The sequence below is a fragment of the Streptomyces coeruleoprunus genome, assembly GCF_039542925.1.
GTDB lineage: Bacteria > Actinomycetota > Actinomycetes > Streptomycetales > Streptomycetaceae > Streptomyces > Streptomyces coeruleoprunus.
In genome coordinates this window covers 1,051,643-1,072,849 of record NZ_BAABIT010000001.1, presented here as the reverse complement: position 1 = coordinate 1,072,849, position 21,207 = coordinate 1,051,643, and the positions used below count along the sequence as shown (strand labels likewise).

General features: G+C 72.4%; 14 protein-coding genes and 4 pseudogenes. 4 read left to right on the top strand and 14 right to left on the bottom strand.

The genetic code is table 11. From position 1 onward, the window contains the following. Positions 1–34: 34 nt before the first annotated feature. Positions 35–610 (bottom strand): RICIN domain-containing protein, encoded by a 576-nt coding sequence (locus ABEB09_RS04935; RefSeq protein WP_345687459.1) that lies wholly within the window; start codon positions 608–610, stop codon positions 35–37. A 188-nt stretch (positions 611–798) separates the two neighbouring features. Next, positions 799–4,593, bottom strand: coding sequence for an nSTAND1 domain-containing NTPase (locus ABEB09_RS04930; protein WP_345687458.1), 3,795 nt, complete (start codon positions 4,591–4,593; stop codon positions 799–801). Positions 4,594–4,784: 191 nt separating this feature from the next. Here ABEB09_RS04930 and ABEB09_RS04925 point away from each other — a divergent pair, with 191 nt between their 5' ends. Beyond that, positions 4,785–6,263: an AlkA N-terminal domain-containing protein gene (locus ABEB09_RS04925; protein WP_345687456.1), complete on the top strand. Its 1,479-nt coding sequence runs from the start codon at positions 4,785–4,787 to the stop codon at positions 6,261–6,263. 10 nt (positions 6,264–6,273) lie between these two features. After that, positions 6,274–6,783: a methylated-DNA--[protein]-cysteine S-methyltransferase gene (locus ABEB09_RS04920; protein WP_345687454.1), complete on the top strand. Its 510-nt coding sequence runs from the start codon at positions 6,274–6,276 to the stop codon at positions 6,781–6,783. Here ABEB09_RS04920 and ABEB09_RS04915 read toward each other — a convergent pair. The 4 genes and pseudogenes from ABEB09_RS04915 to ABEB09_RS04900 all read right to left on the bottom strand — a co-directional run bounded on the left by ABEB09_RS04915 (position 6,780) and on the right by ABEB09_RS04900 (position 10,096). Further along, the gene (locus ABEB09_RS04915; RefSeq protein ID WP_345687452.1) at positions 6,780–7,505 is read right to left on the bottom strand and encodes an SIR2 family NAD-dependent protein deacylase; all 726 of its coding nucleotides are present in this window, start codon (positions 7,503–7,505) and stop codon (positions 6,780–6,782) included. The two genes, ABEB09_RS04920 and ABEB09_RS04915, sit on opposite strands and share 4 nt — an antisense overlap. Positions 7,506–7,579: 74 nt before the next feature. After that, on the bottom strand, positions 7,580–7,972 hold the full coding sequence (locus ABEB09_RS04910) for a hypothetical protein (RefSeq protein ID WP_345687450.1): 393 nt from the start codon (positions 7,970–7,972) through the stop codon (positions 7,580–7,582). Position 7,973: 1 nt separating this feature from the next. Next, complete coding sequence (locus ABEB09_RS04905) at positions 7,974–8,468, bottom strand: NUDIX domain-containing protein (protein ID WP_345687448.1); 495 nt, start codon at positions 8,466–8,468, stop codon at positions 7,974–7,976. 21 nt (positions 8,469–8,489) lie between these two features. Continuing rightward, a pseudogene (locus tag ABEB09_RS04900) lies at positions 8,490–10,096 on the bottom strand (BCCT family transporter). Between the two features lie 214 nt (positions 10,097–10,310). Between ABEB09_RS04900 and ABEB09_RS04895 the strand changes: the two are divergent. Together ABEB09_RS04895 and ABEB09_RS04890 are read left to right on the top strand one after the other, a co-directional pair. After that, positions 10,311–11,465: a glycerate kinase gene (locus tag ABEB09_RS04895; RefSeq protein ID WP_345687446.1), complete on the top strand. Its 1,155-nt coding sequence runs from the start codon at positions 10,311–10,313 to the stop codon at positions 11,463–11,465. A gap of 86 nt (positions 11,466–11,551) precedes the next feature. Next, positions 11,552–12,094 carry a GNAT family N-acetyltransferase gene (locus ABEB09_RS04890; protein ID WP_345687444.1) on the top strand — a complete coding sequence of 181 codons (543 nt, stop codon included), beginning with the start codon at positions 11,552–11,554 and terminating at the stop codon, positions 12,092–12,094. 65 nt (positions 12,095–12,159) lie between these two features. Here the strand turns inward: ABEB09_RS04890 and pssA are convergent, their stop codons facing one another. The 8 genes and pseudogenes from pssA to ABEB09_RS04850 all read right to left on the bottom strand — a co-directional run bounded on the left by pssA (position 12,160) and on the right by ABEB09_RS04850 (position 21,183). After that, positions 12,160–13,023 carry a CDP-diacylglycerol--serine O-phosphatidyltransferase gene (gene pssA / locus ABEB09_RS04885; RefSeq protein WP_345693841.1) on the bottom strand — a complete coding sequence of 288 codons (864 nt, stop codon included), beginning with the start codon at positions 13,021–13,023 and terminating at the stop codon, positions 12,160–12,162. Beyond that, positions 13,016–13,494 (bottom strand): annotated as a pseudogene (locus ABEB09_RS04880) (phosphatidylserine decarboxylase). Before ABEB09_RS04880 ends, pssA begins: the two are co-directional and overlap by 8 nt. A 345-nt stretch (positions 13,495–13,839) precedes the next feature. Then, a complete protein-coding gene (locus ABEB09_RS04875; protein WP_345687442.1) occupies positions 13,840–15,045 on the bottom strand; it encodes an acyl-CoA dehydrogenase family protein in 1,206 nt (401 codons plus the stop codon). Positions 15,046–15,047: 2 nt separating this feature from the next. After that, a complete protein-coding gene (locus ABEB09_RS04870; protein ID WP_345687440.1) occupies positions 15,048–15,560 on the bottom strand; it encodes a MaoC family dehydratase in 513 nt (170 codons plus the stop codon). Positions 15,561–15,580: 20 nt separating this feature from the next. Beyond that, positions 15,581–16,537 (bottom strand): annotated as a pseudogene (locus ABEB09_RS04865) (HpcH/HpaI aldolase/citrate lyase family protein); the annotation flags it as partial. Positions 16,538–16,556: 19 nt separating this feature from the next. Continuing rightward, positions 16,557–18,520, bottom strand: a pseudogene (locus ABEB09_RS04860) (protein meaA). A gap of 96 nt (positions 18,521–18,616) precedes the next feature. Next, complete coding sequence (gene ccrA, locus ABEB09_RS04855) at positions 18,617–19,954, bottom strand: crotonyl-CoA carboxylase/reductase (RefSeq protein WP_345687438.1); 1,338 nt, start codon at positions 19,952–19,954, stop codon at positions 18,617–18,619. Positions 19,955–20,361: 407 nt separating this feature from the next. After that, the gene (locus tag ABEB09_RS04850) at positions 20,362–21,183 is read right to left on the bottom strand and encodes a TetR family transcriptional regulator (RefSeq protein ID WP_345687436.1); all 822 of its coding nucleotides are present in this window, start codon (positions 21,181–21,183) and stop codon (positions 20,362–20,364) included. Positions 21,184–21,207 lie beyond the last annotated feature (24 nt).

Genomic DNA, 21,207 nt, shown 5'->3' with positions numbered 1-21,207 from the left:
GGCCCGCCCGTCCTTCCCCCGTGCGGCCACGCGATCAGTCGATGCGCCAGAAGCGGCTGTTGTTCTTGCCGTCGCAGGTCCACTGGATGAGCTTCGCGCCGTCGGACTTGCTCGCGCCCCGGACGTTCAGGCACAGGCCGCTCTTGACGTTCTTGGCCTGCCAGCCGCCGTTCCCGCCGCGCTTCGTGACCTTCCACAGCGTGTTGGCCTGCTTGTTGCAGTGCCACTGGATGACGGACGCGCCCTTGGCCTTGCTGCCGCGCTGGACGTTCATGCACTTGCCGGTCTTCGTGCTCATGATCCACGAGTTGCCGTTGCCGGCGCTCTTGATCCGCCACCACTGGTTGGGCGAGCCGTTGGTGTTGGCGCCGCCGCACTTCCACTGCACCAGCTGGAGCCCCAGCTTGCCCGAACCGCGCGGCACGTCGGCGCACTTGTCGGCGTGGATGAACTTCAGCGCCTCGATCCCGTCGCCCGCCTTCGCGGTGGACGCCACCGGCTGCGTCCTCGGCGCCGCGTCCGCCCCCGAGGGCAGCGCGGGCGCCAGGGCCAGGGCCGCGGCGGTCGTCATCCCCGCGAGGGTGACGGCCGTCTTCGTCATGAGGGACATGAGTCTCCTTCTGATGTCGCACAGGTGTGGACAGGTGTGTCGTCCGGCCCGGGGGTCGCCCCGCCGTGCCGTCGCCATCGAGTCCACCGGCCGCGACGTTGTTCATCAGCTCCCCCTCCGGAGCCAGAAAACAACGCGTCCGCAGGTCACTCCCCGTGGGATGCCGTGGGACGCCGCCCCTTACCGGCTCAGCACTGCTCCCGGTACGGCAGTTCGGGGACGTACGCCCGCCACTCGGCGGGACTCAGCCCGCCCCCGCCCCGCCGGCACACCACCGCCGCGAGCCGCTCCGGACCGACCGGATAAGTCCGCAGCGGGGCCCGTTCCCCGGCGACGAGCAGGCGGGCGCCGCCCTCGTCGAAGGCGAGCGCGCGCACGGTGTCGCCGGCGGTCGGCAGCGGACCGCCCAGCGGCAGCCCCGACGCCGTGTCCCACAGCCGCACGGCCCCGGACCGGTCCCCGGTGGCCAGCACGGAACCGTCGGGCGAGAAGGCGAGGGCGGTCACCGCCGTCAGCTCCTCGTCTGCCCCGCCGGACCCCGCGGCGGGCAGCACGGCCAGGCGCCGGGTCGCGCTCCCGTCCCACACGCCGACGAGTCCGCTCGTCTCTCCCACGGCGAGGCGCTTCCCGTCCGGGCCGTAGGCGACGACCGTGGGCTGCTCCTGCCCGAGGGCACGCCGCAGCGGCGCCGACCGGAGCGACGGTTCGCGGACCGACCGGATGGCGAAGTGGACGCCGTACGCCGTGGCGGCGAACCCGCCGTCGGGCCGTACGACGAGGGTGCCGGCCGGCGCACCGTCCATCGACTCGGAGCCGGCCACCTCGGGTTCGGCGTTCGGCAGCCGGCCCACGCGGCGGCCCGTGGCCGCGTCCCACACCTCCAGCGTCCCGGATCCGTACGTCAGGAGGGACCCGTCCGGTGTGAAGGCGAGCGCGGCGGCCCCGCCGGGGTTTCCGTGCACCCCGTCGCCCGCCTGGAAGGACACCACCTGGACATGGCGCCGGGTGTCCCACACGGCCAGCGGTGTCGCGGCGGGAAGGTCGCCCTCGGTGTCCCAGGTGCTGATCCCGTACGCGAAGCGGGCACCGTCGGGGCTGAAGGCCATCAGCCCGTGGCACGCCTCGTCCCAGTCCGCGTCCGTGTTCGGGTCCCCGAGGCAGCGCAGCGGCGGGAAGTCGACGACGCGGCCCCCGGGGCGCGTGGAGCGCAGGCGGAAACGGATGGTGGACCCGCTGCGGGCCATGGTGGCGAGCAGCGCGCCGTCCGGACTGAACGCGGCCGCCCGTGTTCTCTCCCGGCCCCACGGACCGCCCGCCGCGTCCCCCAGCCGCAGCGTGTGCACGGCGCCGCCCCGGATCCCCGCCAGGTAGCGGACCGTTCCGCGCCGGACGTCCAGCCGCAGCTGCGAGACACCGGGCGCGTTCGACGGGTGCCGGAAGACGGGACGACCGGGATCCGACAGCCGCCACAGCAGGATGTCGGTCTCGTCCGCCGCCGCGAGAAGCGCCCCGTCGACGCTGACGGCCGCGGCCCGGAGGCCCGCATGACGGATGCGCGGCAGTTCGCGTCCCGACGCCAGGTCCCACGAGCGCGCACCCTCCTCGTCCACCACGACCAGACGCCTGCCGGAGCCGTCGATCAGCACGCTGGAGAGCAGGGCCCCGCTGCCGCCGCGGCACGCCGTTCGCTGGGCCGCGGCCGGCAGGGACCGGACGGTGCGGCGGCCGTACACGTCCCAGATCTCCAACGTGCCGGGCCGGACGCACACGGCGAGCAGCCGGTCGCTGCCGGCGCCCTCGGTGACCGGATGCTCCATCGTGGTCGGGCGCCGGAAGACCCTGCGTCCGTCCCTGGCGTCCCACAGCTCCACCGCATCGCCGTGGTAGAGGCCCACGAGCCGCCCGCCGGGCCGGAAACCGCCCGCCGTGCCGTCCACCCGGCCGAAGGGCGGCCCCAGCGGCTTCCGCGTGGCCACGTCGTACACCCGGAACCGGCTGTCCGGCGTTCCCATGAGGAGCCTGCGCCCGTCGGGCGAGAGGTCCAGCAGTGTGAGGGCGTCGGTCAGGGGGAGCGTCGCGGACCGCCCCGCCGCGTGCGCCTCGGCGACGGTCACCGACCGTTCCCCCGCGGCGGCCAGCGTCGAGCCGTCGGCGCTCAGCACCATGGGGTCCGACTGCCCTTCCCGCCCCCACACGAACATGTCCTCCTCCCGCTGCGCCGCCGCCCCCGCCAGCGCCGCCCGGGCCTCCGTCGTCGGACTGACCCGCCACGCCGCGAGGCCGAGGCGCCGGGCCGTGCGGGGGTCGCTCGACGCCAGGTTCCGCGCCAGTGACGCGAGCCGCCGGGACGTGGCCTCCTCCTGGCGCCGGTCGCCCGCCTCCCTCTCCCGCCACGCGGTCACGCCGGCCACCAGGGACAGCACCACCAGGGCGGCCAGCGCCGACAGCAGCCCCCGCCGGCGACGCCGCTCACGGGCGGCCGCCCGGCGCGAGGCGCCGAGGAACTCCGCCTCCAGCGCGGTCAGTTCACCGTCGGGGTCCGCGCCGAACACCGCCTCCGCCTCGGCCAGCCGACCGCCCCGGTACAGGGACGCGGGGTCCCGGTGCAGCTCGTCCCACGCCTGCGCCGCCTGGCTCAGGCGGCGGTGCAGCAGCAGGCGCTGCCGGCTCTCGTCGAGCCAGCCGCGCAGCCGGGGCCACGCGGTGATCAGCGCCTCGTGGGTGAGGTCGACCATGTCGTCGTCGAGGACGACCAGCCGCGCCCGTGCCAGCCGCTCCAGCACCGGCCCGGTCTCCTCCCGGTCCGCGCCGGTGCCCTCCAGGGCGGACCGGGCGACGGGACAGCGCGTGTCCGGCGCGCCCTGGCCGGGGGTGATCAGCCGCAGCAGGATCCGGCGCGCCACCCGCGCCTGCGCCGGCGGCAGCCCGACGTACAGGTCCTCGGCGCTCTGCGCGATGGCGCCGCGCAGCCCGCCCGCGGCCTCGTACGCCGCGGCCGTCAGCATCCGGCCGCGGCGCCGCCGCCACGTCTCCAGCAGCGCGTGCGACATCAACGGCAGCCCGCCCGGCTCCCCGGCCACCTCCTCCACCAGCCGCGCCGTGAGCGCCCGCTCCACGATCAGCCCCTGCGCGGCCGCGGGCCTCACGACCGCGTCCCGCAGCTCCGCCGGCGTCATCGGCCCGACCGGCACGCTCGCCCGGCGGGCCACCGCCACCAGCTCCGGGTGCTCCAGGCACCGGCCGTAGAAGTCGGCCCGCACGGCGATCAGCACCCGCAGCCGGCTCGCCGGGTCGTCCGCGGCCAGCAGCAGCCGGACGAACTCCGCACGTTCCTCGGGGTCCCGGCACAGCGTGTGGACCTCCTCGAACTGGTCGACCAGCAGCCACGTGTCACCGTCGCCCGGGGCCGGGGCGAACACCTCGCGGCGGCCCCGCAGCGGATGTTCGCCCGGCGTGAGCAGCCGCACGGCCGCCGGGCGCAGGGAGAGGTCCTCGGCCCGCCGCAGCCGGGGCACCAGACCGGCCCGCAGCAGCGACGACTTGCCGCTGCCCGACGGGCCGACGAGGACGGCGCAGCGGTGCTCGCGCACGACGTCCCACACCTCGTCGGTGAGCCGCTCCCGGCCGAAGAACCGCTCGTGGTCGGACGGTTCGAACCGCGCCAGACCCTGGTACGGCGCCGGCGCGCCGTCGTCGTCCGGCGGCGCGGCCAGGGCCTCCTGCGCCCGCGCCGCCTCCCGCCAGCGCTCCTCCCACTCCTCCGGGTCGCCGCCGCACGCCCCGACGTACGCCAGCGTCACGGACAGCGACGGCAGCCGCTCACCGGCCGCCGCCTGCGCCAGCGTCGGCAGCGCGTACCCGGCGCGGGCGGCCATGGCCCGGTACGTCGGCCGGCCCGCCTCCTCGCGCAGCTTGCGCAGCTCGTACGCGAAGCGCTGCACCGGGCCCGCGCCCGGATCCACCGGCTTCTCGGGCCGTCCCACCGTGTCTCCCCCTCGTATGCGTGCAGGTCACGGCCGCCACCGGGGCGCGCCGACGTCACGCTACGGTCCGTGCCGAGCGCCTCCTAGCCCGTAATCGGCCTCCGAGAGAAAGAGAACCGGCCGCAGGCAGCGCCACCCTCATGTCGTTTTTCCGCCAGCCGACACCCGTGCGCGTCCCCCATCCTGGAGGCATGCACACCGACACCGAGCGCTGCGTACGGGCCGTCCAGTCCAAGGACGCCCGCTTCGACGGCTGGTTCTTCACCGCCGTCCTCACCACCCGCATCTACTGCCGCCCCAGCTGCCCGGTCGTGCCGCCCAAGCCGGAGAACATGACCTTCTACCCCAGCGCCGCCGCCTGCCAGCAGGCCGGCTTCCGGGCCTGCAAGCGCTGCCGTCCCGACACCACGCCCGGCTCCCCGGAGTGGAACGCCCGCGCCGACACCGTCGCCCGCGCCATGCGCCTCATCCGCGACGGCGTCGTCGACCGCGAGGGCGTCCCCGGGCTCGCCGCCCGGCTCGGCTACTCCACCCGCCAGATCGAACGCCAGCTGCTCGCCGAACTGGGCGCGGGACCGCTCGCCCTGGCCCGGGCCCAGCGCGCCCAGACCGCCCGCGTCCTGATCGAGACGACCGCGCTGCCCATGGCGGACGTCGCCTTCGCGGCCGGGTTCTCCTCCGTCCGCACTTTCAACGACACCGTCCGCGAGGTCTTCGCCCTCGCCCCCGGCGAGCTGCGCCTGCGCGCCACCCGCCGCGGCACCACCGACCGGACCCCCACCCCCGGCGTGATCACCCTGCGCCTGCCGTACCGCGAGCCCCTCAACCCGTCCAACCTCTTCGGCCACCTCGCCGCCACCGCCGTCCCCGGCGTCGAGGAGTGGCGGGACGGCGCCTACCGCCGCACCCTCACCCTCCCGTACGGGCACGGCATCGTCGCCCTCGCCCCGAGGCCCGACCACATCTCCTGCCGCCTCACCCTCACCGACCACCGGGACCTCACCCACGCCATCAGCCGCTGCCGCTGGCTCCTCGACCTCGACGCCGACCCCGTCGCCGTCGACGGGGAACTGCGCGGCGACCCCCTGCTCGCCCCGCTCGTGGAGCGGGCGCCCGGCCGCCGGGTGCCCCGCACCGTGGACGCCGCCGAGTTCGCCGTACGCGCCGTGCTCGGCCAGCAGGTCTCCACCGCCGCCGCCCGCACCCACGCCGGCCGCCTCGTCACCGCGCACGGCACGCCCGTCGACGACCCCGAGGGCGGCCTAACCCACCTGTTCCCGACCCCCGAGGCGCTGGCCGCCCTCGACCCCGAGGCACTGGCCCTCCCGCGCACCCGCCGCGCCACGCTCACCACCCTGGTGGCCGGGCTCGCCGACGGCCGCGTCGAACTCGGCCTCGACAGCGACTGGGAGGAGGCCCGCGCCCAGCTGCTCGCCCTGCCCGGCATCGGCCCCTGGACCGTCGAGGTCGTCGCCATGCGCGCCCTGGGCGACCCGGACGCGTTCCTCCCCACGGACCTCGGCGTCCGCCGCGCCGCCGCCGGACTGGGACTGCCCTCCACCCCGGCCGCGCTCACCGCGCGCGCCGCCCGGTGGCGCCCCTGGCGCGCCTACGCCGTCCAGTACCTCTGGGCGACCGACAGCCACCCGATCAACCACCTCCCCGCCTGAGGAACCAGCCATGACCCACCGACAGCACACCGTCGTCGACAGCCCCTACGGCCCCCTCACCCTCGTCGCCACCGACGGCGTCCTCAGCGGCCTCTACATGACGGAGCAGCGCCACCGCCCGCCCGAGGAGACCTTCGGCGACCCCGACCCCCGCCCCTTCGGCGAGACGGTCCGCCAGCTCGACGCCTACTTCGCCCGCGAACTGACCGACTTCGACCTGCCGCTGAACCTGGCGGGCACCCCGTTCCAGCAGCGCGTCTGGGAGCGGCTGCGGAAGATCCCGTACGGCGAGACACGCACGTACGGCGACCTGGCCGACGCCCTCGGCAGCCCCGGCGCCTCCCGCGCGGTCGGCCTCGCCAACGGCCGCAACCCGGTGGGGATCATCGTCCCCTGCCACCGCGTCATCGGCGCGAGCGGCAGCCTCACCGGCTACGGCGGCGGCCTGGACCGCAAGCGCCGCCTGCTCGCCTTCGAGAGCGGCGCCACCGGCCCCGAGGAGCCCGAGGCCCTGTTCTAGGCGTCCCGCAGCCGCTTCAGCAGCGCGGGCAGCGCCGTCCCGATCGGCTCCCGCACCACCTCGTCGGCCAGTGCGTCGTACGGGGTCGGCTCGGCGTTCACGACGACGAGCCGCGCCCCGTGCTCGGCGGCGATCCCCGCCAGCGAGGCGGCCGGCTGCACCTGGAGCGACGAGCCCACCGCGATGAACACCTCGGCCGCCTTGGCGATGCCCATCGCCTCGCCGAGCACCACCGGATCCAGCCGCTCCCCGAACATCACCGTCGCCGACTTCAGGATCCCCCCGCACGCCAGGCACGCCGGGTCGTCCTCGCCCGCCACGACCCGCTCCAGCGCCTCCTCCATCGGCGACCGCGCATGACACCGCGTGCACACCACGGCTCGCGCGGTGCCGTGCAGTTCGAGCACCTTGCGCCCGGGCATCCCGGCCAGCTGGTGCAGCCCGTCCACGTTCTGCGTCAGCACCCGCACCGCGAAGCCGGGCGTCCGCTCCAGCTCGGCCACGGCCCGGTGCGCTGCGTTCGGCCGGGCCCGCAGCACCGGCCCGTCCAGCCGCATCCGCCACGACCGGCGCCGGATGTCCGGGTCCGCCATGTAGTACGCGTACGTGACGAGCTTCTCGGCCTCCGGGTCCCGCCGCCACAGCCCGTTGGGGCCCCGGTAGTCATGGATCCCGGAGTCGGTGGAGATTCCGGCACCACTGAGAATCGCGACGAGGGTCATGCCGCGAGCGTACGCGGCGACCCCACCCCTGTGCCCTCGGACAACGGGCCCCACCTGCGAAGGAGCGATCCGCGCTACCCCGGCGCGCGCTCCGGGCGCCGCCGCAGCCACGGCGCCGTCACCGCCACGAACAGTCCGAAGAGCGCGAGCCGTTGCAGCCCGGGGAAGTCCCCGGCGGCCTCGCCCTTCAGAACGAGGACGGCGTACGCGTTGGCGGCCAGGTCGGTCGCCATGACCGCGCACAGCAGGTCGACGCCCGCCCGCCGCCCCCGCACCAGCAGCACGAGCGCCAGCGGGTCGAGGACGGCCAGCGACGTCCAGTAGAGATCCACCCACCAGGGCGCGAACGCCGCGTGCGGCAACGGCCCGTGCAGGACCACGTCCGACACATGGGTGACCGTCCCGACGGCGAGGCCGGCGCAGTACACGGCGACGACGACCGCGCGGGCGGCCCGCCCGTGGGCCACCTCAGCGCCCGGCCGGCACGCCGTTCTCCAGCTCCACCGGCCCCCCGCCGGCCTCCAGCACGTCGAGTGCGGCCAGCACCCGCGGACCCAGCGAGCCGAGCAGGTACCGCGGAATGTCCTCCCGCTCCACCAGCTTCCAGGAGATCAGCTCCTCCTCCTGGAGCCGGATCGCCCGGAACCGCTCCCCGTCCAGCACGCCGCCGTCGTACACGTACGCCACGATCGGCGGCCGCTCCCGCCCCAGCACCCAGTCGACGGCCAGCAGCGCGCCGGGCTCGACGTCCAGCCCGATCTCCTCCAGCGTCTCCCTGCGCGCGGCCCGGCGCGGCGTCTCGCCGCAGTCGGACTCGATGGTCCCGCCCGGCAGCGCCCAGCCCTCGCGGTAGTTGGGCTCGACCAGCAGGACGCGCCCCTCGGCGTCGCGGAACAGACAGGCGGCACCGGCGAGCACCTTGGGCAGGCCGGCGATGTACGTGGCGTAGTCAGAGGTGGTCACCCCGCCAGCCTAGGGCCTGCCTCAGCCCTCCTCGTCGGACTCCGTACGGGCCCGGGCGGCCCGGCGCAGCCGGTGGTGGCGCGTCGGCGCCCGTTCCGTCACCACGTCGCCGACCATCGTCCGCACCACGTCCCCAGCCGGTGCAGCGCGTGGTGCCGGGCCGGGCCCGCCCCCGGGTCCTCCCGCAGCTCCGTCACCAGCGCCCAGCACAGCACCAGCATCACGACGACGAACGGCAGCGCCACCAGGATCGTCGCGGTCTGCAGCGAGTTCAGCCCGCCCACGACCAGCAGCACGGCCGCGACCGCCGCCATCAGCACGCCCCACAGCACCACCAGCCAGGTCGGCGGGTGCAGCGCGCCGCGGCTGGTCAGCGAGCCCATCACCAGGGACGCCGAGTCGGCGCTCGTGACGAAGTACGTCATGACCAGCACCATCGCCACGAACGACGTGACCGCCCCGATCGGCAGCGCGTCCAGCATCGCGAACAGCGACGCCTCCGCGCCCTCCTCGACCGCGCCCGCCAGGTCCGCCGCGCCCGTCGACTCCAGCCGCAGCGCCGAACCGCCCATCACGCAGAACCAGATGACGGTCGCTCCGCTCGGCACGAGCAGCACCCCGATGAGGAACTCACGGATCGTCCGCCCGCGTGAGATGCGCGCGATGAACGTGCCCACGAACGGCGCCCACGACAGCCACCACGCCCAGTAGAAGATCGTCCACGACCCCAGCCAGGCGTGGTCGGAGAACGCGCCGGTGCGGGTCGCCATGGGAAGCACGTTCTGCAGATAGCCCCCGACGGACGCCGGGATCGTGTCCAGGACGTAGACCGTCGGGCCGATCAGGAAGACGAACACCATCAGACCGGCCGCGAGCCCGATGTTCAGCGTCGACAGCCACTTGACGCCCCGGTGCAGCCCCGAGAACGCCGAGGCGACGAACGCCGCCGACAGCGCCACGATGATGACCAGCTCCGTGGCCCTGCCGCCACGGATCCCGGCGGTCAGGAACAGCCCCTCCGCCACCTGCAGCGCGCCCAGACCCAGACTCGTCGCCGTACCGAAGACCGTCGCGAACACGGCCAGCAGGTCGATCACCCGGCCCGGCCACCCCGCCGCCCGCCGCTCCCCGATGAGCGGCACGAACACTGCGCTCAGCCGGTTGCCCCGGCCCTTGCGGAACCCCGCGTACGCCAGCGCCAGGCCGGCGATGCCGTAGATCGCCCACGGGGTGAGCGTCCAGTGGAAGAACGAGTGCTCCATCGCCGCACGGGCCGCGTCGCCCGACCCGGGCTGCGCCCCGCTCCCCGGCGGGGGCGTCAGGAAATGCGTGAGAGGCTCGCCGACTCCGTAGAACATCAGGCCGATGCCCATGCCCGCGCTGAACATCATCGCGATCCAGGCGAGGTTGCCGAACTCCGGCTCCGCGTCGTCCCGGCCCAGCCGGATCAGCCCGAACCTGCTGAAGGCGATCACCAGGCACAGCACGAGGAAGGTGTCCGCTGCGACGACGAAGAGCCAGCCGAAGTTGTCCAGGACTCAGGACAGGCCGGTGGAGGACGCGCTGTCGAAGGAATCCTTGCCGAGCCAGGCCCACAGGACCACCGCGGCGACGGCGGCGACGCCGATCCCGACGACCGCGTGATCGGGCCGGCCGGGGGACCCGCCGGGCTCTCCGGAGCCTCGGGCCCGGCGCCGCCCGCGGGCTGATCGATCGCTTCCGTGCTCATGTCGCCCCACTATGGTGCGCAATCTCGGCATATCAGGGGGTGGCACGCCGTCTCACGCTCCGGATAGGGTCGGCTCTGGCGCGACTGCCTGTTCGATAGCAAGGGATGCAAGGGTGACGGACGGAGCAGTTACTGAGGCCGCACACGTGCTCGTGGCGGCCGACAAGTTCAAAGGGTCGCTCACGGCCGTCCAGGTCGCGGAGCGGGTGACGGCCGGGCTCCGGCGGGTCGTCCCCGACCTGCGGGTGGAGACCCTGCCGGTCGCGGACGGCGGCGACGGTACGGTCGCGGCCGCGGTGGCCGCCGGGTTCGAGCGGCGCGAGGTCTCCGTGACGGGCCCGCTCGGCGAGCCGGTCACGGCCGCGTACGCCCTGCGGGACGGCACCGCCGTCGTCGAGATGGCGGAGGCGTCCGGCCTCCAGCGGCTGCCCGAGGGCGTCCTCGCACCCCTCACGGCGACCACGTACGGCTCCGGCGAGCTGCTGCGCGCCGCGCTCGACGCGGGCGCCCGCACCATCGTCTTCGGCGTCGGCGGCAGCGCCACGACCGACGGCGGCGCCGGGATGCTCGCCGCGCTCGGCGCCCGCTTCCTGGACGCGGAGGGCCGGCCGGTCGGGGCCGGCGGCGGGGGGCTGCGCGAGCTGGCCACCGCCGACCTGTCGGACCTCGACCCGCGCTTCGCCGACGTGGACCTGGTCCTCGCCAGCGACGTCGACAACCCGCTCACCGGCCCCAAGGGCGCCCCGGCGGTCTTCGGCCCGCAGAAGGGCGCGAGCCCCGAGGACGTGGCGGTCCTGGACGCGGCGCTGGCCCACTACGTGACCGTGCTGGAGAAGGCCGTCGGCCCGCGCGCCGCGGAGGCCGCCGTGTCGCCCGGCGCGGGCGGCGCGGGCGGCATCGGCTACGGGGCGCTGGTCGGCCTCGGGGCGCGCTTCCGGCCCGGCATCGAGCTGATGCTGGACATCCTCGGCTTCACCGAGGCGCTGGGCCGCGCCACGCTCGTAGTCACCGGCGAGGGCTCCCTCGACGAGCAGACCCTCCACGGCAAGGCCCCGGCCGGCGTCGCGTCGGCCGCCCGCGCGGCGGGCATCGAGGTCGTCGCCGTGTGCGGCCGCCTCGCGCTGCCCGAGGAGGCCCTGACGGCCGCCGGTATCCGCCGCGCCTACCCGCTGACCGACCTGGAACCGGACACGGCCCGCTGCATCGCCGAGGCGGGCCCCCTCCTGGAACAGTCGGCGGCGCGGATCGCCCGCGACTTCCTGCTGTAGTCCGCCGCCCGGCGCTCACGGAGTGCCGGGCGCCCGGACGAAGGGCCCGTCACCGAGGCGCAACACGGTGGTGCGAGGATCCGATCATGGACGATCACACCCTCCGTATCGAGCCCCTCACCGCCGCGCGCATCCGTGCCGAGGCGGGGGAGGGGCTCGCCGTGCTGCTCCAGGACGCCGTCCACTCGGGGGCGTCCGTCGGGTTCCTGGCGCCGCTGGAGGCCACCGACGCGGCTTCCTGGTGGCTCTCCGCGGCCGAGGAGGCCGAGAGCGGCGCCCGTAGCGTCTGGGCCGCCCGTGGGCCCGGGGAGGCCGTCCTGGGCGTCGTCACGCTCGTCCGGGCGTCCTACCCGAACCAGCGGCACCGCGGCGAGATCTCCAAGCTGCTCGTCCACCGCGCCGCCCGCGGCCGGGGCCTCGGCCGCACCCTGCTGGAGACCGCCGAGCGCGCCGCCGCCGAGGCGGGGCTCACGCTCCTCGTCCTGGACACCGAGAGCGGCAGCCCCGCCGAGGGCCTGTACCGCACGGCGGGCTGGACCCGCGCCGGCACCATCCCCGGCTACGCGGGCGACCCGGCCGGGGTGCCGCGCCCCACGACGTACTACTACAAGGCGCTGGAGCGGCCGTAGGAGCACGCGGAAGGGCCCGGGTGCGGTCTCCCGCACCCGGGCCCTTCTCGTCGGTCAGCGGACCGTTACGGCAGCTGCGCGGCCCGCGCCTCGCGGCTCTCGCGCCGGTTGTCGCGGAACGTGTTCACCCGCCGCGCCGTGGCGAACAGCGGGATCACCGCGCCCAGCACCACCTGGAGCGCACAGCCGGTCTGCAGCAGCAGCTGACCGCCCGGCGCGTCGAACGCCCACGCGGCCAGCAGGCCCATCGCGCCGACGATCCAGCTGAGCATCGCCACCGCGAGGGCACCCCGCGGCTTCGGGTACTCGACCCGGCTCACCATCAGCCACGCCGTGCCGACGATCGCCAGCAGCGTCGGGATGAACGGCAGCTCCAGCAGCACGATCGACACGACCGTCAGCGCGCCGAAGGGGCTCGGCATGCCCTGGAACATGCCGTCCTTCATCGTCACGACCGAGAATCTCGCCAGCCGCATCACGACCGCGAGCAGCACCACGATGGCCGCGACCGCGGAGACCCGCTGGTGCGCGTCGTGCGTGACCATCCCGTAGACGAGGACGAAGTACGCCGGGGCCAGACCGAAGCTGATCAGGTCCGACAGGTTGTCCAGCTCCGCGCCCATCGGCGAGCTGCGCAGCTTGCGCGCCACGAGCCCGTCGAAGAGGTCGAAGACCGCCGCGCACAGCATCAGGATCACGGCGGTCGCGGCGGAGTGCCGCGCCATGCCCGTCTCGTCGCTGCCCGTGAGGTGCGGGATGAGGATGCCCGTGGTGGTGAAGTACACCGCCATGAAACCGCACGTGGCGTTACCGAGCGTGAGCGTGTCCGCTATCGACAGGCGGAGCGACAGCGGCATCTCCTCCTGCTCGTCCGCGGTCTCCGCCTCGGCCTCGGCGACCCATTCGGCCTGGGTCTCGGGGTCAATCACGGTCAATGCGAGTCACCCCCGCGGTCATGGTCTGACCGACCTCGACGGCGACGTCCACACCTTCCGGGAGGTAGATGTCGACGCGCGAGCCGAAGCGGATCAGACCGATGCGTTCGCCCTGCTCCACCTTGGTGCCCTGGGCCAGGTACGGCACGATGCGCCGCGCGACCGCGCCGGCGATCTGCACCATCTCGATGTCGCCGAGCTCGGTGTCGAAGTGCCAGACAACGCGCTCGTTGTTCTCGCTCTCCTTGTTGAACGCCGGCACGAAGCCGCCGGGATGTGCTCCACGGACGTCACCGTGCCCGCCAGCGGGGCGCGGTTGACGTGGACGTTCAGCGGGCTCATGAAGATGGCGACCCGGGTGCGTCCGTCCTTCCACGGCATGATGCTCTGCACCACGCCGTCGGCGGGCGAGATGACCCGGCCCTGCGCGATCTCGCGCTCGGGGTCGCGGAAGAACCACAGCATGCCGGCCGCGAGAGCGGTGGCCGGCACGGCGATCGCCCTGGCCCGCCGGGAGCGGCGCGCACGGACGAGGCTGAGGGCCGCGGTGGCGACGGTCGGCAGAAGCCACGGCGATGCTCCGCGCGCGAGGCGTACGCCCTTGAGGCTGTCGCGGTGTGCAGAGGTTTGGCTGTGGGGCATGGAAGACCTTCGTAGCGGATGATGCCGCGCTGGGAACGGGGACGGCGGCTTTTCGGCGATGCTATCGGTTGCGGGCCGCAACTGGGCAAGCCAGAAGCCGAGTCGAAGGCCGGAAGAAGATGACTCGGTGTGATCTTCTTCGCGGCCATATCGACCCAAAACCGACAATCAGCCCTGCAAGCGGTACTCCTCGAGCAGCCGGCGACCAATGATCATTTTCTGGATCTCGGCGGTACCTTCACCGATGAGCAGCATCGGCGCCTCGCGGTAGAGACGCTCGATCTCGTACTCCTTCGAGAACCCGTATCCGCCGTGAATGCGGAAGGCGTCCTCGACCACTTCCTTGCAGTACTCGGAGGCGAGGTACTTCGCCATGCCTGCTTCGAGGTCGTTTCGTTCCCCGGAGTCCTTTTTGCGTGCTGCGTTCACCATCATGGCATGAGCGGCCTCGACCTTGGTAGCCATCTCGGCCAGCTTGAACTGGATCGCCTGGTGCTGGGCGATCGGCTTGCCGAAAGTATGCCGCTGCTGGGCGTACGAGACGCCCAGCTCGAAGGCACGCTGCGCGACACCGCAGCCACGGGCCGCCACGTTCACCCGGCCGACCTCGACGCCGTCCATCATTTGGTAAAACCCTCGGCCGGTGACCCCGCCGAGGACGCGATTGGCCGGAATGCGCAGCCCGTCCATGATGAGTTCCGTGGTGTCGACACCCTTGTAACCCATCTTGTCGATCTTCCCGGGAATCGTCAGTCCCGGCCGCACCTCGCCGAAGCCGGGCTCCTTCTCCACCAGGAAGGTCGTCATCGACTTGTGCGGGGCGGTCCCCTCGGGGTGTCCTTCGTCACTTCGGACGAGAACGGCGACCAGCGTTGACGTGCCGCCGTTCGTCAGCCACATCTTCTGACCGTTCAGGACGTACTCGTCACCGTCCTTGACCGCCTTCGATGTGATGGCCGACACATCCGAGCCGAGGCCCGGCTCCGACATCGAGAACGCGCCGCGTACCTCGCCCGCCGCCATGCGCGGCAGGAAGGTGTCCTTCTGCTCCTGCGTGCCGTGCTGCTTGAGCATGTACGCCACGATGAAGTGCGTGTTGATGATGCCCGAGACGGACATCCAGCCGCGGGCGATCTCCTCCACGCACAGCGCGTACGTCAGGAGGGACTCGCCCAGACCCCCGTACTCCTCGGGGATCATCAGGCCGAACAGGCCGAGCTCCTTCAGGCCGTCGACGATCTCCTGGGGGTACTCGTCACGGTGCTCCAGCTCCGTGGCGACCGGGATGATCTCCTTGTCGACGAACTCCCGGACGGTGGACACGATCTCCTGCTGGACATCGGTGAGACCGTGGGTCTGCGCGAGTCGGGACATGGCTACTTCTCCTGGGCCTTCAGTTCCGGGCGGCCGGGCTGCTCGCCGCCGCGCTCCTTGATGTACGTCTCGGTGGGGACCATCACCTTGCGGCGGAACACGCACACGAGCGTGCCGTCCTGCTTGTAGCCCTTCGTCTCGACGTAGACGATGCCCCGGTCGTCCTTGGACTTGGACGGCCACTTGTCGAGCACGGTCGTCTCGCCGTAGATCGTGTCGCCGTGGAAGGTCGGCGCCACGTGCTTCAGCGACTCGATCTCCAGGTTGGCGATCGCCTTGCCCGAGATGTCCGGCACGGACATGCCCAGCAGCAGGGAGTAGATGTAGTTCCCGACGACGACGTTCTTGCCGAAGTCCGTCGTCTTCTCCGCATAGTTCGTGTCCATGTGGAGCGGGTGGTGGTTCATCGTCAGCAGGCAGAAGAGGTGGTCGTCGTACTCGGTGACCGTCTTCCCGGGCCAGTGCTTGTAGACCGCGCCGACCTCGAACTCTTCGTAGGTGCGTCCGAACTGCATGATGTCTTACGCCTCCGGGCCTGGAACGTGCTGGTGCGCTGCATGCCGGCGGCCCGGCCCTTGCCCGCGACGACGAGCGCCATCTTGCGGCTGGCCTCGTCGATCATCTCGTCGCCGAGCATCGCGGAGCCCTTCTTGCCGCCCGCCTCGGACGTGTAGTACGCGTACGCGTCCAGGATCAGCTCGGCGTGGTCGTAGTCCTCCTGCGACGGCGAGAACACCTCGTTGGCCGCCTCGACCTGGCCCGGGTGCAGCACCCACTTGCCGTCGAAGCCCAGCGCCGCGGCGCGGCCGGCGACGTCGCGGAAACCGTCCACGTTGCGGATCTGCAGGTAGGGGCCGTCGATGGCCTGGAGGTTGTTCGCGCGGGCCGCCATCAGGATCTTCATCAGGATGTAGTGGTAGGCGTCCGCCGGGTAGCCGGGCGGCTGCTCACCGACGACCAGCGACTTCATGTTGATCGACGCCATGAAGTCGGCCGGGCCGAAGATGATCGTCTCGACGCGGGGCGACGCCTGCGCGATCTCGTTGACGTTGTTCAGGCCCTGGGCGTTCTCGATCTGCGCCTCGATGCCGATCCGGCCGACCTCGAAGCCCATGGTCTTCTCGATCTGGGTCAGCAGCATGTCCAGGGCGACGACCTGCGCCGCGTTCTGGACCTTCGGCAGCATGATGCAGTCCAGGTTCTGGCCCGCGCCCTCGACGACCGTGACGACGTCCCGGTACGTCCACTCGGTGGTCCAGTCGTTGACCCGCACGACGCGGGTCTTGCCCGCCCAGTCGCCCTCGTTGAGGAACTTCACGATCGTGTGGCGCGCCTCCGGCTTGGCGAGCGGCGCACAGGCGTCCTCCAGGTCCAGGAACACCTGGTCGGCGTCGAGGCCCTGGGCCTTCTCCAGGAAGCGCGGGTTCGAGCCGGGCACGGCCAGGCAGGAGCGGCGCGGACGCAGCCGGTTCACGGGGGTGGTCTCGGTCATGCGGGGACCTCCGAGCTTTCTAGGGGTTGAGCTTGTTCGCTTTCCGGATCTCGTCGACGATACGGCCGATGATCTCGGTGATTCCGAAGTCCTTCGGGGTGAAGACGGCGGCCACACCCGCACGCCTCAGTTCCGCGGCGTCGGCACTCGGGATGATTCCGCCGACGATGACCGGAATGTCGGAGGCGCCGGCCTCGCGCAGCCGGTTCAGCACGTCCGGCACCAGCTCGGCGTGCGACCCGGACAGGATCGACAGCCCCACGCAGTGCACGTCCTCCGCGAGCGCGGCGTCCACGATCTGCTCCGGCGTGAGCCGGATGCCCTGGTAGACCACCTCGAACCGGCGTCACGGGCCCGTACGGCGATCTGCTCGGCCCCGTTGGAGTGGCCGTCCAGGCCCGGCTTGCCCACCAGCAGCCGCAGCCGTCCCGCGCCCAGCTCGCCGGCCGTCCGGGCGACCTTCTCCCGGACGGCCGCGAGCGGGGTGCCCTCCTCGGCCGCGACCGCGACCGGGGCGGACGAGACGCCCGTCGGCGCACGGAACTCGCCGAAGACGTCCCGCAGCGCCCACGCCCACTCGCCGGTCGTGACCCCCGCACGGGCACACTCCAGCGTCGCGGCGAAGAGGTTCCCGTCCCCCGCGGCGGTGGCCTTGAGGGCGGCCAGGGCCTCCTGGGCACGGCTCTCGTCGCGGTTGTCGCGCCACTCGTGGAGTGCCGCGACGACCCGCGCCTCGTTCGCCGGGTCCACGGTCTGGATCGCGGTGTCCAGGTCCGCGGTCAGCGGATTGGGCTCGGTGGACTCGAAGCAGTTGACGCCGACGATCTTCTCCTCGCCGGCCTCGATCCTCGCCCGCCGCTCGGCGTGCGAGGCCACCAGCTGCGACTTGAGGTAGCCGGACTCGACGGCGGCCATCGCGCCGCCCATCTGCTGGATCCGGTCGATCTCGGCCAGGCACTCGGTGACGAGCGCGTCCACCTTGGCCTCGATGACATGGGACCCGGCGAAGATGTCGTCGTACTCCAGCAGGTCGCTCTCGTGCGCCAGGACCTGCTGGATCCGCAGGGACCACTGCTGGTCCCACGGCCGGGGCAGGCCCAGCGCCTCGTTCCAGGCCGGCAGCTGGACGGCACGCGCGCGTGCGTCCTTCGACAGCGTCACGGCCAGCATCTCCAGCACGATGCGCTGGACGTTGTTCTCCGGCTGGGCCTCGGTGAGGCCCAGCGAGTTGACCTGCACCCCGTAGCGGAACCGGCGCTGCTTGGGGTTCTCGATCCCGTACCGCTCACGGGTGATCTTGTCCCAGATGCGGCCGAAGGCGCGCATCTTGCACATCTCCTCGACGAAGCGGACGCCCGCGTTCACGAAGAACGAGATCCGGGCCACCACCTCGCCCTTGCGGTCCTCGGGGACCTGACCCGAGGCGAACACCGCGTCCAGCACGGCGATCGCCGTCGACATCGCGTACGAGATCTCCTGGACCGGCGTGGCGCCCGCCTCCTGCAGGTGGTAGCTGCAGATGTTGATCGGGTTCCACTTCGGGATGTGGTTCACCGTGTAGGTGATCATGTCGGTGGTGAGCCGCAGGGACGGACCCGGCGGGAAGACGTGCGTCCCGCGCGACAGGTACTCCTTGACGATGTCGTTCTGGGTCGTCCCCTGGAGCTTGGCGATGTCCGCGCCCTGCTCCTCCGCCACCACCTGATAGAGCGCCAGCAGCCACATGGCGGTGGCGTTGATGGTCATGGACGTGTTCATCTGCTCCAGGGGGATGTCCTGGAACAGCCGCCGCATGTCACCGAGGTGGGAGACCGGCACGCCGACCCGGCCGACCTCGCCGCGGGCGAGGATGTGGTCGGGGTCGTAGCCGGTCTGCGTGGGCAGGTCGAACGCGACCGACAGGCCGGTCTGGCCCTTGGCGAGATTGCGCCGGTACAGCTCGTTGGACGCCTCGGCCGTGGAGTGACCGGCGTACGTCCGCATGAGCCACGGCCGGTCCCTTTCCTTCTGCGCCTTCGCCTGCGGGTGCTGTGAGCCCTCCGGCGCAGACGCGGTCTGACGCTCTGTCACGTAACGACCTCAGATGTTCCGGAAGCGGTTGATGGCGTCGATGTGCTGGGCGCGCATCTCCGGGTCGCGCACGCCCTGGCCCTCCTCGGGGGCCAGGCACAGGACGCCGACCTTGCCCTGGTGGAGGTTGCGGTGCACGTCGTAGGCGGCCTGGCCGGTGTCCTCCAGGGAGTACACCTTCGAGAGCGTCGGGTGGATCTTGCCCTTGGCGATCAGGCGGTTGGCCTCCCACGCCTCGCGGTAGTTCGCGAAGTGCGAGCCGATGATCCGCTTCAGCGACATCCACAGGTAGCGGTTGTCGTACTCGTGCATGTAGCCCGAGGTCGAGGCGCAGGTGGTGATGGTGCCGCCCTTGCGCGTGACGTAGACGGAGGCGCCGAAGGTCTCGCGGCCGGGGTGCTCGAAGACGATGTCGATGTCCTCGCCGCCGGTGAGCTCGCGGATGCGCTTGCCGAAGCGCTTCCACTCCTTCGGGTCCTGCGTGTGCTCGTCCTTCCAGAACTTGTAGCCCTCGGCGTTGCGGTCGATGATCGCCTCGGCGCCCATGGACCGGCAGATGTCCGCCTTCTGCTCGCTGGAGACCACACAGATCGGGTTGGCGCCGCCGGCGAGGGCGAACTGCGTGGCGTACGAGCCGAGGCCGCCGCTCGCGCCCCAGATCAGGACGTTGTCGCCCTGCTTCATGCCGGCGCCGTTGCGGGAGACCAGCTGGCGGTACGCGGTGGAGTTGACCAGGCCCGGGGCCGCGGCCTCCTCCCAGCTGAGGTGGCCCGGCTTGGGCATCAGCTGGTTGGACTTGACCAGGGCGATCTCGGCGAGGCCGCCGAAGTTGGTCTCGAAGCCCCAGATGCGCTGCTCGGGGTCGAGCATCGTGTCGTTGTGGCCCTCGGAGGACTCCAGCTCGACCGACAGGCAGTGCGCGACGACCTCGTCGCCCGGCCGCCAGGCGTTGACGCCCGGGCCGGTGCGCAGGACGACGCCCGCCAGGTCGGAGCCGATGATGTGGTAGGGCAGGTCGTGGCGCTTGGCCAGCTCGGAGGTCCTGCCGTAGCGCTCCAGGAAGCCGAACGTCGACAGGGGCTCGAAGATCGAGGTCCAGACCGAGTTGTAGTTGACCGAGCTGGCCATCACGGCGACGAGGGCCTCGCCGGGGCCGAGCTCCGGCAGGGGCACCTGGTCGAGGTGGAGCGACTTGCGGGGGTCCTTGTCGCGGGTGGCGAGACCGGCGAACATCTCGGTCTCGTCCTTGTGCACGGTGACCGCGCGGTAGGACTCGGGGAGCGGCAGTGCGGCGAAGTCGGCGGACGTGGTGTCCGGCGACTGGATCGCGTCCAGGATTTCCTTCACGGTGTTGCCTCCGGCGATGGCGTCCTGAGGGAGGACGCTGACGGGAACGTCGGGATGCTGCTGGGTGTGGAGGTGTGCCGTCGGTTCGGCTGGTGGTGCTGGCAGCGCGGGGTGGTGCGCGGAAGTTGCCTGTGACGCAGGCGTCCGGGCGCGCGACCGAGAAGGGTCGCGGGGACAGCCGGCGTACGAAGGTCTCTGCACGCCGGCCGCCCGGACAACATCAACGTATGGCACCCCGTGCCAGGTCGCAAGACACTGCGTGCCAACAATTTCCCTCAGATGCGAATCGGGCCTCTCGGATGAGCGATGATCGATCGAACGCCCGGGCGCACCGCCCTGAACTGGGCAAACACGACGGCGGCCGCCCCCCTCGGGGTGCGGCCGCCGTCTGTCGTGTGGTGCCTGTCTCAGTCGCGCTGTTCCTTCAGCGCCTGCTGGATGGTGCGCATCACCTCGTCCAGCGGCGCGTCCGTACGGGCCACGGCGACCACCACGTCCCCGTGCGCGGACACCGCGGCCGGCGCGGTCGTGGCGGCCTTGGCGCCGGCCACGCGGCCCGCGCCGATGCCGGTGCCGAAGGTCTTGCGGACGATCGCGAACGCGTGGTCCAGCTGCGCCTCCACGTCGCCCTGGCCGCCCGCCCGCAGCCAGCGGCGCAGCACGTGGTTGTGCGCGGTGACCACGGCGGACGCGGCCACCTCCGCCAGCAGCGGGTCGTCGTTGCCGTCGTGGTGGTCGCGCTCGTCGAAGTGACCCAGCAGGTAGCGGGTGAACAGCCGCTCGTAGCGGGCGACCGACGCGATCTCCCGCTCGCGGAGCGTGGGCACCTCACGCGTGAGCCGGTAGCGCTCGACGGAGACCGCGGGCGACGCCGCGTACATCTTCATGACTTCCTTGATGCCCCGGCAGACCGTGTCCAGCGGGTGCTCGTGGGGCGGGGCCGCGTTCAGCACCGCCTCCGCCCGCACCAGCGTGTCGTCGTGGTCGGGGAAGATCGCCTCCTCCTTCGACCGGAAATGGCGGAAGAAGGTCCGGCGGGCGACCCCCGCCGCGGCGGCGATCTCGTCGACGGTCGTCGCCTCGTACCCCTTCGTCGCGAACAGCTCCATGGCCGCGGCGGCCAGTTCACGTCGCATTTTCAGCCGCTGGGCGGCGGCTCGGCCGCCGGCGGCGCTTTCCGGAGCATCGGGCGTGGCGGTGGCACGGGGTGACTTGGCGGGCTGGGACATGACCCGAACGTACTGCATTTGCGC